At 71.9% G+C, this 13,964-nt stretch carries 7 protein-coding genes, 1 tRNA gene and 2 pseudogenes; 6 read left to right on the top strand and 4 right to left on the bottom strand.

What is annotated here, in order from left to right:
- Positions 1-13: 13 nt before the first annotated feature.
- Both BT364_RS33055 and BT364_RS41180 read right to left on the bottom strand, forming a co-directional pair.
- Positions 14-6,910 (bottom strand): type I polyketide synthase, encoded by a 6,897-nt coding sequence (locus tag BT364_RS33055; RefSeq protein WP_072488898.1) that lies wholly within the window; start codon positions 6,908-6,910, stop codon positions 14-16.
- A gap of 556 nt (positions 6,911-7,466) precedes the next feature.
- Positions 7,467-7,778, bottom strand: a complete 312-nt coding sequence (locus BT364_RS41180; protein WP_143166585.1) for a hypothetical protein — start codon at positions 7,776-7,778, stop codon at positions 7,467-7,469.
- A gap of 672 nt (positions 7,779-8,450) precedes the next feature.
- Between BT364_RS41180 and BT364_RS33045 the strand changes: the two genes are divergently transcribed.
- Both BT364_RS33045 and BT364_RS33040 read left to right on the top strand, forming a co-directional pair.
- Positions 8,451-9,056 carry a hypothetical protein gene (locus BT364_RS33045; RefSeq protein WP_143166584.1) on the top strand — a complete coding sequence of 202 codons (606 nt, stop codon included), beginning with the start codon at positions 8,451-8,453 and terminating at the stop codon, positions 9,054-9,056.
- A complete protein-coding gene (locus BT364_RS33040; RefSeq protein WP_371268676.1) occupies positions 8,975-9,493 on the top strand; it encodes a nucleotidyltransferase domain-containing protein in 519 nt (172 codons plus the stop codon). Before BT364_RS33045 ends, BT364_RS33040 begins: the two co-directional genes overlap by 82 nt.
- A 277-nt stretch (positions 9,494-9,770) precedes the next feature.
- Here BT364_RS33040 and BT364_RS33035 read toward each other — a convergent pair.
- Positions 9,771-9,844 (bottom strand) — tRNA-Pro (locus tag BT364_RS33035).
- Positions 9,845-9,971: 127 nt separating this feature from the next.
- Between BT364_RS33035 and BT364_RS33030 the strand changes: the two genes are divergently transcribed.
- The 3 genes and pseudogenes from BT364_RS33030 to BT364_RS33020 all read left to right on the top strand — a co-directional run.
- Positions 9,972-10,673, top strand: a complete 702-nt coding sequence (locus tag BT364_RS33030) for a thiamine pyrophosphate-dependent enzyme (RefSeq protein WP_072488895.1) — start codon at positions 9,972-9,974, stop codon at positions 10,671-10,673.
- Between the two features lie 73 nt (positions 10,674-10,746).
- Positions 10,747-11,649, top strand: coding sequence for a transketolase family protein (locus BT364_RS33025; RefSeq protein ID WP_072488894.1), 903 nt, complete (start codon positions 10,747-10,749; stop codon positions 11,647-11,649).
- A gap of 183 nt (positions 11,650-11,832) precedes the next feature.
- Positions 11,833-11,934: pseudogene (locus BT364_RS33020) on the top strand (LacI family DNA-binding transcriptional regulator); the annotation flags it as partial.
- 132 nt (positions 11,935-12,066) lie between these two features.
- On the opposite strand, the gene BT364_RS33015 reads toward BT364_RS33020, so the two are convergent.
- Positions 12,067-12,519 (bottom strand): discoidin domain-containing protein, encoded by a 453-nt coding sequence (locus BT364_RS33015; protein WP_256260324.1) that lies wholly within the window; start codon positions 12,517-12,519, stop codon positions 12,067-12,069.
- A gap of 151 nt (positions 12,520-12,670) precedes the next feature.
- On the opposite strand from BT364_RS33015, the pseudogene BT364_RS33010 reads away from it, so the two are divergent.
- Positions 12,671-13,960 (top strand): annotated as a pseudogene (locus BT364_RS33010) (DUF2264 domain-containing protein); the annotation flags it as partial.
- Positions 13,961-13,964 lie beyond the last annotated feature (4 nt).

Raw genomic sequence — 13,964 nt, 5'->3', positions numbered from 1 at the left:
GCCACCACGACCGTCACCAGCCCGAGGCGGTGTAGACAACGGCGGTGGCGGACTCCTCGCCCCAGGCGAGCTCCCGCAGCAGCGCCGCGGTCCCCTCCTCCGGATCGATCAGCCGGATGCCGCGCCGGGCGTACTCGCGGGCCAGCTCGGCCCCGATCATGCCGCTGTGATCGGCCGAGGGCGCCCAGGGGCCCCAGTGCACAGTCACCGCGCGCCGTCCGGTGCGGGCGGCGAACGCCGCGCCGAGGGTCTCCAGTGCGTCGTTGGCGGCCGCGTAGTCCACCTGGCCGCGATTGCCCAGGACGGCCGATATCGAGCCGAACAGCACGGTGAACGTGGGCGGTGCGGGCAGTTCCTCCAATGCGGTGAGCAGGGCGTCGGCGCCGGTCGCCTTCGTGGCGTAGACACGTCGGAACGACTCCGTGCTCTTCTCGGCGATGAGCCGGTCCTCGATCACACCGGCCGCGTGCACCACGCCGTCGAGCCGGCCGTGCTCGGCATGGATCTCCTTCACCGCCTGCAGTACCGCGTCCGGTTCGCGGAAGTCGACCGATCGGTAGCGGGCCCGGCCGCCCAGTGCGGTGATTTCGGTCAGGGTGGCCGTGATCTCCCGCTGGGCAAGCAACAGCTCGGCGGCGCGGTTGATCTCGGCCGGCTTCAGTCCGCCGCGGGCGGCGAGCGCGGCGCGCAGCTCGGCCGGGGTACGCGCGGACGCGGTGTCCTCGGCCTCCGGACCGTCCGGGGCGGGAGTGCGGCCGAGCAGTTCCAGACGGCAGCGTGCGGTGCCGGCGAGCACGGCGGCGAACTGTGCGGTGATGCCTCGCGCCCCTCCAGCCAGCAGCACCACCGAGTCCTGGTCCAGGCCGAGCGCCGTGGCCTCCGAGGTGCCCGCCCCGGCCGGTCCGGCGCCCGTGCTGCCGAGCACGCCGAGCGGCGCGGCCACCAGTTCGAACCCGTGCCGGCCTGCCGCCGTCCGCAGCACGACCGGCGTCCGGTCCGACGCGACGGCCTCGGCGACCACGGCGTGCGCGAGCGCGGACGGCGAGGCGTCGGCGACCTCGACGACCCGGGCCACCGTCTGTGGATACTCGTGCACCACGGTCCGGAACAGACCTCGCAGCCCCGCGGTCCGGGGGTCGGGCGCCTCACCGTCGGCGGGCCGGACGGCCAGCAGCCATCGCGGGGCGCGTGCCAGGGCGGCCTTCAGCACGGGGAACGAGGCGGGCAGCAAGGGCAAGTCGTCGGTGCCCGCGAGGGCCCCCAGCCACAGCACGCCGTCCACCGGGCCGTCGGTCTCCGTCAGGACGTGGTCCCGGGCCCGTGCGCCGACCTCGGCGCCGTGGGACGCCAGGCGGGCGGCGACCTCGGGGGCGTCGCCGAGCAGGATCCAGCGGGTGCCCGCGAGAGCGGACGACGGGTCGGTGCGGGCGTCGGCCCGTTCGTCGAGGAGGACCGGGCGCAGGAGGTGCCGTCCGGGGGGTTCGGCGGTGACCGCGTCCGGTCCGGGCTCCACCGCCGCCGGGACGGTGGGCCGCTCGGCCGGGCCGCCCATCCGCGCGGTCAGCCAGTCGGTCACCGCGGCGGCCGTCCGCGCCTTCGCCAGCTCCTCCAGCGCGTCGTCGTCCAGCGCGGCGAGGTCGGAGCCGGCCCCGGCACCCAGGCGCCGGGCCAGTTCGCCCGCGATCTCTGCCCGCTTGATGGAGTCGATGCTGAGGTCCGCCTCCAGGTCGAGGTCGGGCTCGATCATGTCGACGGGGTAGCCGGTGCGCTCGCTGATGATTTCCAGAACGACCCGCTGGACATCGGCCGCTCCGGCGGGCTGTACGGCTGCCGGCTCCACGGCGGTGGCCGGCGTGCCCTGTCCCGGGTCCTTCATCGGCGGCTGCGCCGGGGGGAGTTGCGGCACGGCCTGGATCACCTGCGGGGCCGTCTGGGGCGGGACGGACTGCGCGCCCGGGGCGGATCCGAGGTAGGTGAGCAGCACGTCCCGTTGGGCGGCGATCATCTCCCGGCTGGTGCGCAGGAATTCGGAGATGAGCGTGTCCTGGTCGGAGGGGGCACTGTGCGGGGAATTCGTCGTCACAGTCGTCTCCAGGGTCTCCGTGACTCGTCGGGCCGGTGCGAGCGCACCGGTGAGGAGGGCGCCGTCGGCGGTGCGGACCAGTTGTCCGTCGACCGTCCATCCGGGGATCTTCGGCGCCGGGGTACGTGCCGCGTCCACCGCGTCCCGGCCCCGCAGCAGCCACCCGGCGCGCACCGGCAGCCCCGCGACGGCGAGCTCGGCCAGAGCGTCGAGCCAGCCGCGCAGGCCGCTGCCCGGCCGGGGTTCGCAGGCCACCGTGCGGTGCGGGCGATCGCCGAGGATCTGCCCGACCAGCCGGGTCAGTACCGAGCCGGGGCCGGCTTCGACGAAGACGCGTGCCCCGGCTTCGTACATCGCCTCGATCTGCTCGACGAAGGCGACCGGGGCACCGATCTGGGCTGCGAGTTCGGCCCGCACCGCCTCCCCGTCAGCGGCGTACGGGGTGGCCGTGCGGTTGGACCACACCGGGAATTCGGGCGCGTGCACCGGCCGGGCCGCGAGCGCCTCGGCGAACCGGTCGGAGGCGGCGGCGACCAGCGGGCTGTGGAACGCGCAGGCGACGGGGATGCGCTTGGCACCGTGACCGGCCTCGCGCAGTAGCCGGACGGCCTCGTCGACGGCGTCCGTCGGTCCCGAGATCACCGTCTGCCCGGGCGAGTTGCGATTGGCGACGACAACACTGTCCGGCGCGGACGCCGCCTTGAGCGCCTGCGCCACGTCCTCGGCGCCGGCCGAGACCGCGGCCATGGTCCCGGGATCGCCCCCGTCGCCCTGGGCGGACTGCGCGGCCTGCAGGATCGCCGCCGCTCGCTCCGCGCTCAGTTCCAGCAGCGTCCCGGGGGTCAGTGCGCCGGCCGCGCACAGTGCCACCAGCTCGCCGTAGCTGTGCCCGGCGGCCATGTCCGGCTGCACGCCGGCCGCGGTGAGCACGGCGTGCGCGGCGAGTCCCGTGACGCCGAGGGCGGGCTGTGCCACGCGGGTGTCGGTCAGCGCGGCCCGTTGCCGCTCGCGTTCGGTGTCGTCGAAGGCGGCGGGCGGGTACAGGGTGTCGGCGTGGACGCGGGCGAGCTCCAGATAGCGGCGCAGCTCGGGAAAAGCGACGAACAGGTCGGCGAGCATGCCGGTGCGCTGGCTGCCCTGGCCGGGGAAGAGAAATGCCACCTTGGCGCCGCCCGAGTCACCGGTTCCGGCCCGGTGGACGCCGCGTGCCGGGGCGTGCTCGTCGGGGTCGGCCAGAACCCGCCGCAACTTCTCGACCAGGTCGTCCACGTCCGTCGCCACGATGGCGACCCGGGCCGGGTCCCCGCTCGCGTCCGACCGCCGGGCCGCGCTCAGCGCAAGGTCCTGAAGCCGCCACGACCGGTCCCGGGGCTGAGCGGTTGTGAGGAGCTCCTCCATCGCCCGGCGGGTCGCGGCCTCGTCCCGTCCGCGGAACACGAACAGTTCGGCCGGCCAGGCGTCCAGTCCCCGCACGGGTGGTACGCCACCGGCGTGAGCGGCCAGCACCACGTGGAAGTTGGTCCCGCCGAAGCCGAACGCGCTCACTCCGGCGATCCGTTCCTCCGCGGGCGCCGCCCACGGCCGGGCCTCGGCGTGGAAGGCGAAGGGGCTGGTGTCCGCCTCCCAGGCCGGGTTGGGATTCTCGACGTGCAGGGTGGGCGGCCGGACGCCGGTGTACAGAGCCAGCAGCGTTTTGATCATTCCGGCGAGACCGGCAGCGCACTTGGTGTGGCCTATCTGCGACTTCACCGAACCGAGCACACAGCCGCCCGGTTCTGCCCCGGCCTCGGTGAACACCTCGCTGAGGATGCGCAGTTCGGTACGGTCGCCGACGACCGTACCGGTGCCGTGCGCCTCGACGAGACCGACGTCGGCCGGTGAGACGGCCGCATTGCGATAGGCGCGTTCCAGAGCCGAGCGCTGGCCCTCGGGCCCGGGCGCGGTCAGACCGAGTGAGCGGCCGTCGCTGGAGGAGCCCAGGCCCTTGATGACGCCGTAGATCCGGTCGCCGTCCCGCTCTGCGTCCGCGAGCCGCTTGAGTACGACGCAGGCGATGCCCTCGCCGAGCGCGATGCCGTCCGCCGAGTCGTCGAAGGCGCGTGAGCGGCCGGTGGGAGACAGGGCGTGCACGGAGGAGAACAGGACATAGTCATTGATACCGTTGTGCAGGTCGGCGCCACCGCACAACACCACGTCGGAAGTGCCGCCGGCCAGTTCCTTGCAGGCGACGTCCACTGCGGCCAGTGACGAGGCGCAGGCGGCGTCGACGGTGTAGTTGGCGCCGCCGAGATCGAGCCGGTTGGCGATCCTGCCCGAGATGACGTTGGCGAGCATGCCGGGGAAGGAGTCCTCGGTGAGGCTCGGGAGCTGGTCGTCCAGACCTGCGGGGACGCGGCCGTAGTACGAGGGCATCACCGCCCGCAGCGTGGCCGCGTTCGACAGATCGCTGCCCGCCTCGGCGCCGAACACCACAGAAGTGCGGGAGCGGTCGAACTCCCGTCCCCCGTCGCCGTATCCGGCGTCCTCCAGAGCGCGCCGGGCGGCCTCCAGGGACAGCAGCTGCACCGGTTCGGTGCTGCCGAGAGAGGTCGGCGGTATGCCGTAGCGCAGCGGGTCGAAGGGGATGCGGGGCAGGAAACCGCCCCACTTGGAAGGGGTGGACTCACCATGATGGACGGCCGGGTCCCAGCGCTCGGGCGGGACCTCGCTCACCGCGTCCACTCCGGCGACCACGTTCGCCCAGAAAGCAGGCAGGTCGGGCGCCTGCGGGAACATGCACGCCATGCCGACGACGGCGACGTCGAGCGGAGCGGGCGCGACCGGCTCCCGCGCCTCGCTCGTCGGGGCCGACTGCGCCGTCCGTCGGGTGAGATGCTCGGCGGCGCCAGTGGTCACCGACTCGTGCAGCGCCGCGACGGTCGTGGTCACCGAGCGCAGCACGGCCACCTCGCCGGCCATGAACATCCCCTCGGCGAGCTGGCGCCGCTCGTCGACCGGCGTGAGGCAGCCGTCGGCGGATCGGTCCACGCCCTTGCTGGCGATGCGCAGCCGGCCGACGTTGAGCCTCTCCAGTTCCTCCCAGATCCGCCGGTCCGGCACGCCCTCGGCGCGTAGCCGGGCCTCCTGGTCGCGGTAGCCGGCGGTGAAGGGGCTCGGCACGCACCGCGTCGCGTGCCCCGGCGCCGACTCCAGCAGCGTGGTGCGCTCGGCCTCCAGGACCTGCTGCTGGAAGAGCGGCCGGACCGCCCCGCGGGATACGGCCTCCTCGGTGAACAGATACGCGGTACCCATCAACACACCGACGGCCGCGCCGCGCGCGGTCAGCGGCGCGGCCAGAGCGGCGACCATCGCCGCCGACCGCTCGTCGTGCACTCCGCCCGCGAAGAACACCTCGAGGTCTTCGGCCTCGTGGCTCTCCAGGAAATCCTCCAGGACGGCCAGTTGAGCCTCCCAGAGCGCGAAACTGCCGCGCGGCCCCACATGCCCGCCGCACTCCGAGCCCTCGAACACGAACCGGCGTGCCCCGGCTTGGAGGAACTGCCGCAACAGCCCCGGTGAGGGCACGTGCAGAAACGTCCGGATGCCGTCCTGCTCCAGGGCCTGCGCCTGGGACGGCCGCCCACCGGCGATGATCGCGTGAGTCGGCCGCACGTCCCGTACGGCCTCGAGCTGGGCCGTACGCACGTCCTCCGGCGCGAAGCCGAGGACCCCCACGCCCCAGGGCCGGCCGTCCACCGCGTCCCGCGCCTCGGTCAGCATCGTCCGCGTCCGCGCGCCGTCCGCCAGCGCCAGGGCGAGGAAGGGCAGTGCTCCGTCCGCTGCCACCGCCGCGGCGAAAGCAGGTCCGTCGCTCACCCTTGTCATCGGCCCCTGCGCGACGGGGAGCCGGGTTCCGAGCGCCCGGCTCATCGGCGACCCGGGCCGCAGCGCCCGTGCGGCCGTGTCGTCCCGGACGGCGCCCAGCACCGCTTCCCGCAACGCGCGCACCGTTCGGCGCACATCGCCCCACCGCTCGGCGAACCGGGCGGCTAGGAAGCCGTCCTGGCCCACCGGAAGCAGTTGGGTACGCGGATCCCGCCCGCCCAGAAGCGCCGCCACCTCCTGCGGCCCGGCCCCCTCCGCGAGGCACGGGGCGTCCGGGCCTCGCCGCAGCAGGACACGGTGACCGGCCCGGACGACGGTTTCCGAGCCGTCGATGGTGCGCAGCGCGGCGGCGACCGGTTCGGGCAGCGCCGACTCGGCGAGCAGCGCGAGTTGGCCGTCGAGGACGACGCCGGCTGCTCCGCCGGCCACCGCGGCGGCGGCCGTTCGCGGGCCGATGCCGCCGCACGCCCACACGGGCCGGGTCACCTCGGGCGCGGCAAGGAGCCGCTGGAGCAGGACGAAGGTGCTCAACTCGCCGATCCGGCCGCCGCACTCGGTGCCGCGAGCGATCAGACCGTGCGCCCCGGCGCGTAACGCGTCCCGTGCGTCCTCCAGGCCGGTGACCTCGACGAGCACGCGAAAGTGCGCCGCGAGCCCGGCGATCGTCCAGGCCGCACCTGCTTCCCCGGCCGCCGCTGCGACCGCGAGAACCACGGTGTGCGGACCGTCCGGAGCCAGGTCGGCCGGGGTGAGTCGGCAACGCGCGTCGACCCGGACGCCGAACCTGCCCGAAGCCGTGCGCCGCAATTGAGCGAGGGCCTCGCGGGCCCTCCGGTCGCCGGGCCCGAGGTCGAGCACGCCGAGACCGCCGGCCCGGCAGACCGCCAAGGTGAGCCCGGCATCGGGCTCACCTAACGGGGTGATGCCGATGATCATTTCTTCGGAACGCACAGCGGAGTTCATCGTTCTCCGAATCAAGGGTGAGACTGCACGGTGGGGGGTTCTGTACAGACGAGGCGGCTCACCGGCTTCCTGCAGGGAAAAGCCCACCGCGGAACGCCGATATGTAGCGTGTGTTCGAAGCGGATTGAAAGGTAGTGGCCTGGTTACTCACCGGTCAAGGTTCAAGTGAGCGATCGGTAACTGCTCTATCGATCCCGTCGGTCGCGAGTGGAGGGCGAGGCGGGAGGAGAACGGCTGAATTCTTTTCCGACGAGGCATCGTTCACCTGGACTGTTGCAACTTCCTTTACTGTACAGCCGGTTGGGGATTGGCTGGTTGGGGTGCACAGCAGATCAGGCACGGGCTTCGCGCGTGTGTTTGAGGGCTGTTGATGGTGACGCCCTGGACCGGGCGATGGGCGCCCGTGCGACCGGTCGGCACCACGCAGCCACGGCCACTGTTTCCCATGTTTCCCATGACCGCGCCCCCATGTCCGGGCGCGTGATTGCCATGGACACGAAGGCGCCGAGGGCTCGGCCCGTCTCAACCGTGTGGCGCAGGCATCCGCTCTCCGCGGTCATCCCACGGCCGCGTAGGGACCAGGCCGAGGTCGGCACGAAGGCGAACGAGGCCGACCAAGACCTGCGTCGCGGACGAACTCGGCCGGATCGCCGTCCCCCACGCGCGCCTTGCCATACACGTCGACCGTCGCCGCAACTGCCCGGGGCAACGGGATCACGGTGAGGTCGGTCACCCACAATCGGTTCGGCCCGTCGGCGGTGAAGTCGCGTTGCACGAGGTACGGGGCGAGGTCGGCATCCGGATCGCGGCAGGTGAAGCCCTTGCCCGCCCGGCGTGGGCTGATGCCGGCGATACCGGCCTCACGCATGGCCGGCACACTCGCTGCGGTCGAATGCACCGCTATCCACAGCACCCACATTGAGGCCGCGTGATCACTCGCCCGCCGCGCCGTCCGAGACACCTGCCGCATTGTCTCCATGGACTGCGACGTGGTTCATCAGATCGTCGAGGACGTGGATGACGCCACGCGCCGCGAATCAACATCAGAATGCCAAGCCTCTCCCGTTCACTCGAACTCCCCCCAAATGGCAGACTCACGGCGAATACGCCTAAGACCGACCGGCAATAGGGGGGCGGCGTCGCGGGGCTGGGCACGCACATCTGCCGCGTTGTCGTCAATCAACAACTTCCCCAAGCTCTCGGCTTCGCTCGAGCAGGGGAGACCCCATTGCGTTGCCTCAATCCTCCGCCTTGCAGCTGCACGCACCCAGCCCCGCTCCTTCACCCACCCCCCAATTGCCGGTCGGTCTAAGCCTTGATCCACCGAGGTGGTTTGAGAGTGGTCTTTTGATCGGCTTCGGGCCGGGTGGCCGGGTGAGGGCAGGTTGTGTCCGCTGGTCTGCCCAGCATTTCCACGGTTCGGTTCCGGTCGGGCCCTTGCGGGCGGGGCGGGCAGGAACTGTTCGTATCAGCCGGCCGGTCCGTGGACGGTGGAGAACAGGTGTGTCCAGGCGTGCTGCCAGGGCCAGTTGTGCGGTGGGTGCAGAAGATCGCCCGTGACCTCAGTTTCCCGGCGGTGAAGTGGAACGGCCCGTCCCAGGCGATGGACGACGACGCCCGCTGGGCCGCGGCCCGCCGTCCGCTGCACGACGACACCATCCGGGCCGAAGACCGCCTGGCCGGCCTGCTGTTGCTCCTCTATGCCCAGTGGCCGGCGGCGATCTCCCGGCTGACCACCGCGCACATCGAGAAGGCGGACGCGACAGTCCGCATCCGCCTCGGCGACATCGCGGTCACCTTGCCTGGACCTGTCGCTGAGCTGGCCCTGGAACAGGTCTCCGCCCGTCGCAGCCACGCGGTCCTCGCCCAGACCGACTCCCCCTGGCTCTTCCCCGGCGGCCAGCCCGGCCGCCCGATCGGCGCCTGGGCCATGGGCGAACGACTCCGCAAGCTCGGCATCCGGCTCGCGGCAACCCGCTCCACCGCGCTATTCCGGCTCGCCACCGAGCTGCCTGCCGCGATCCTCGCCCGCACCCTCGGCATCCACATCACCGTCGCCGTCAAATGGCAACGCGCCGCAGCCGGAGACTGGGACGCCTACGCAACCGAGGTCAGCCGCCGTTCAGAAATCCAGGAGCCCACATGACACACCGCGCCGAACAATCAGCGAACCAGACCGAGACCTCGCAGGAGCGGGTCGCCGAAGTGCAGGAGATCATCGACCGCATCACACGCTGGGCCGCAAACCGTCAGGACATCGTCGGCCTGCTCCTTGTCGGTTCATACGCCCGCAACGCCGCGCGCCCCGACTCCGATATCGACATTGTCCTGCTCACGACGGACCAGACCCAGTACCTCAACACACCTGGGCCTACGAGCTCGCCCTCGGCGAGCTCGTCCGAACGCAAGCATGGGGGCCCATCACCGAACGACGCTATGCCACGGCCTCAGGTTTGGAAGTTGAGATCGGCATCGGGTCTCCGGAGTGGGCACAGACGGACCCCGTCGACCCTGGTACACGCCGTGTCGTCACCGACGGCGCCCGCCCTCTGCATGATCCAGCAGGAGTCCTTGCCTCTCTGATCCAGACATGCCGACCGTGACCATCCCGTCGGAGGCATTCGGACAGTTCCAATACCCGAGTCCACCATTACACCCGGACGTACACAACATCACGGCTGCCGGCTCAGCACTCTCCGCGCACCTCAGCGTGCTGCGCGCACCGTGCTCCCCGCCGGGCCCGATCGTCATGACCCGCTGACGCCGGTCAAGGAGGCTGGTCCCCAACTGGTCCCCAAGAATGACCAAGGGCCGGTTTCGGATGTCTCCGAAACCGGCCCTGACCTGCGACTCTTACGAGTCGGGACGACAGGATTTGAACCTGCGACCCCTTGACCCCCAGTCAAGTGCGCTACCAAGCTGCGCCACGTCCCGATGCCCGTCTGACCTGGGGTTTCCCCCTGGCTGAACGCGCATGAGAACAATACCGCACTCGGGCAGGTGGTCACGAACGCCTTTTACCGCTTGACCTCAACCAGGCTTGATGTTCAACGCTTGTTCCATGACGAACACCACCGCCGCACCGAAGCGCGACTACCGCGACATGAACCGCCTGATGAGCCTGATGACCGGGGACGAGAAGCACGGCCCCGCGGCGACGTCCACCCTGGACGCCCTCTGGGTGCTGTACGACCGGGTGCTGCGGGTGACACCCGGCACAGTCGACGCGCCCGGCCGCGACCGGTTCCTGCTGTCCAAGGGGCACGGGCCGATGGCGTACTACGCGGTCCTGGCGGCGCACGGCTTCTTCGGGGAGGAGCTGCTGCCGGGGTTCGGGGCGTACGACTCGCCGCTCGGGCACCATCCGGACCGGACACTCGTGCCGGGGGTCGAGATCGGGAGCGGGTCGCTGGGGCACGGGCTGCCGCTGGCCGTGGGGAGCGTGCTCGGGCTGCGGGCGCAGGGGCTCACCGATCCGCGGGTGTGGGTGCTGATCGGGGACGCCGAGCTGGACGAGGGCAGCAATCACGAGGCGCTCGCCTATGCCGGCCCGGCCGGGCTGGAGCAGCTGCACACCGTGGTGATCGACAACGCGTCGGCCTCGTACGCCCGGCACGGCGGGATCGCGGCCCGGTTCGAGGCGGCGGGCTGGTCGGTCGGCACCGTCGACGGTCGGGACCACGAGGCGCTGTACGCGGCCTTCACGGCGCCGCACCCCGGACGGCCGCGGGCCGTGGTCGCGCGCGTCGATCCGAAGGAATGACCAGGGGGACTGACCCGAAGGACCGCTACGCAACGCCGCGAGGATCGAAGAGAACATGAGAGGGACACTTCAGATGGACACGATGCGTGACCGCTTCATCGCCACCACGTCACAGCTGCTGGACGAGGACCCGCGCCTCGCGCTGGTCCTGGCCGAGATCAGCCGGGCCGGCTTCGACCGGGCCGAGCGGGCCCATCCGGACCGGGTCGTCAATGTGGGGATCAGGGAGCAGCTGCTGGTCGGAGCGGGCGCCGGGATGGCGCTCACCGGGCTGCGGCCGATCGTGCACACCTTCGCCAGTTTTCTGGTGGAGCGGCCGTTCGAGCAGGTCAAGCTGGACTTCGGCCACCAGGGCGTGGGCGGGGTACTGGTGAGCGCCGGAGCCTCGTACGACTGGCCGGCCGGCGGGTTCACCCATATGTCGCCGGGCGATGTCGCACTCCTGGACACCCTGGACGGCTGGACGGTTCATGTGCCGGGCCACCCGGACGAGGCCGAGGCACTGCTGCGGGAGGCCGCGGCCGGGGACGGCCGGGTGTATGTGCGCCTGTCGGTGCAGTCCAACGACCGGGCGCGGCCGGTCGGCGCGGGAACCGGGTTCACCGCGGTGCGGGAGGGGACCGGCGGGGTGGTGATCGCGGTCGGGCCGATGCTCGACAACGTGCTCGCCGCGACCGACGGGCTCGATGTGACGGTGCTGTACGCGGCGACGGTGCGCCCGTTCGACGGGGCCGGGCTGCGGCGGGCGGTCAGTGGTCACCGGGCTGCCGATGTGGTGATCGTCGAGCCGTATCTGGCGGGCACCTCCACGGCCGCCGCCAATGACGCGCTCGCCGAGCTGCCGCACCGCGTGCTGGGCCTCGGGGTGGGGCGGGCCGAGCTGCGCAAGTACGGGGAGATGGACGAGCATCTCGCCGCGCACGGCCTGGACGCCCGGGGACTGCGGGAGCGGATCGGCGCTTTCCTCCACCGCTGACGGGGGCGGAGGAACCCCGGGCCGGAGGCACCTCTCCCCCGGCCCGCACCGGCAACACCGTGCGGCCATCACGTGCTGTCCCGGCCCATTGAGCCCATCCGGAGCTCGACCGAATCCGAACGATATCTCCTGCACTCCGACAAGACCGAGAAGCCGCACGGCGGCCGCCCCTCGCCCGCACCAGTGACGCTCGACGCCGTGGCCCGGGAGGCCGGCGTCTCCCCCGCCACCACCTCGCGTGCGCTCAACGGCACGGCCCGGGTACGCGACGATCTGCGGGAGCGGACGGCGGGGCTGCGGGCCCGGGTGGTGCGGGTGGCGGGCGAGGTGGTGGTGCGGGCGAGCACGGCGACGCCGCCGGTCGGGTGACCGGCGGCGTCCCCGGGGCCTGCCCGGTGGATCGGGGTCGTACGGGTCCTACGGGTGGACGAGCACCTGGGACAGTGCCACGCGTCCGGTGCCGGATGTCACGATCTTCACCGTGCGGGTGCGGCTGTCCAGGTCCAGGACCGTCGGGCGCAGCGCCTTCCCGCTGACGTGGACCGTTCCGTCGTCCGTGACCACGTCGAAGTCGGCAGTCGTGGCGGAAGAGTTGTTCCAGATCTCGATCTGGCGGATGCGCTGCTCACTGCCCAGGTCGACCTGCCACCAGGCGCCCGCCTCGGACAGCGTGCGGGTGTCGGTGTTGGTGTCGCCGTCCAGGGCGAGCGCCGCACCCGCCGTGCCCTCGGTGGAGGACTGGGTGGCGGTGCCGGTACGGGCCAGGTCGGTACGCAGCTGCTCGACCGGACCGCCGTGGGCGCCTGCCCGGTGTGCGACGGCGAGGGCCTCGGCCGGCAGCCGGTCCAGGCCGGTGAGGTTGTCCGTCATGACCGAGCCCTTGCCGCCGAGGGCAGGCGCGGCGGTGTCGGTCCAGTTGCCCCGGGCGGTGTTCCGGATGCCGTAGTCCGCCCAGTTCGAGACCCACTTGTAGCCGATGCGGGTGATGACGTTCTTCTCGACGACGATGCGCGAGGACGGGGACGGGGACGGCCGGAACTTCGACTACTACATCGGCTGGGCCATGCATCTGTACCCGCTGTTGTGGTCGCGGATCGCGGGCGCCGACGACGGGGGCAGGACCGTGGTCCACCGGCAGCGGCTCAGCCGGTTCCTGGAGGACTATCCGCACTTCTTCGGCTCCGACGGCGCGCCGGTCCACCAGGGCCGTTCGCTGACCTACCGGTTCACCGCCCTGGCGCCGGTGTGGATGGGGGCGCCGGCCGACTGCACCCCGCTGGCGCCGGGGCTCACCCGCCGGCTCGCCTCGGGCACGATGCGGCATTTCGCGGAGCGCGGTGTGCCGGACGAGCGGGGGCTGCTGACGCTGGGCTGGTACGACACGTTCCTGCCGAGCACCCAGCCGTACTCCGGTCCCGCCTCACCGTACTGGGCGAGCAAGGGATTTCTCAGGCTGCTGCTGCCGGCCGACCATGCCGTGTGGACGGAGCGCGAACTGCCGCTGCCCATCGAGGAGTCCGACCAGTACACGGCGCTGCCCGCCACCGGCTGGCTGCTGCACGGCACCCGTGACGACGGCATCGTCCGGCTGGTCAATCACGGCAGCGACCACAATCCGCCGTACGACGAGTCGGCCGACCCGTCCGAGGGCACCGGCGATCCGCATTACGCCAGGTTCGCCTACTCGACGGCGACGGCACCCGAGGCCGCCCCGCACGCCGTGGCACGCTCCATCGACGGCCATCTGGCACTGGTGGCGCCCGACGGCACCCCGTCGCTGCGCCGCCGGATCCATCCGCTGCGCTGCGAGGACCGCGTCGCGGCCTCCTGGTACGCGGCCCGGCTGCCCGGTGACGAGCTTCCGTACCGGATCGAGACGACGAGTGTGCTGCACGGCCCGTGGGAGATCCGGGTGCACCGGGTCGAGGCGCCGGAAGGCGCGGTGATGCGGGAGGGCGGTCACGCGGTATCCCATGCGCAGAGCCCGTTCGCCCTGTCGGGGCCCGACTGGGCACTCGCGCGCACGGCCGACGGTCTGAGCAGCGCCCTGATCGCGCTGCACGGCTGGGACGGCGGTACGGAAGGGGCCGCTGTGGCGCGTGATGTCCAGTCCAACGCGTATGGGCCGCATTCGGCGATTTCGTATCTCCGCAGCGGGCCGCACCCGGGCGGGCGGAGCGTCCATGTCTCGCTGGTCGCCCTCTCCCGGGACACCCTGCATCCGGAGGCATTGCGCGACGCGGTGCGGGTGCGGGCAGGTGCGGACTCGGTGGTACTGACCTTCCTGGACGGTACGACGGTCGAGGTCTGACCGC

It is taken from the genome of Streptomyces atratus, assembly GCF_900119365.1.
GTDB classification, from domain to species: Bacteria; Actinomycetota; Actinomycetes; order Streptomycetales; family Streptomycetaceae; genus Streptomyces; species Streptomyces atratus_B.
Note: the sequence above shows the minus strand (reverse complement) of the source record. Positions and strands in the feature narration are given on the sequence as shown.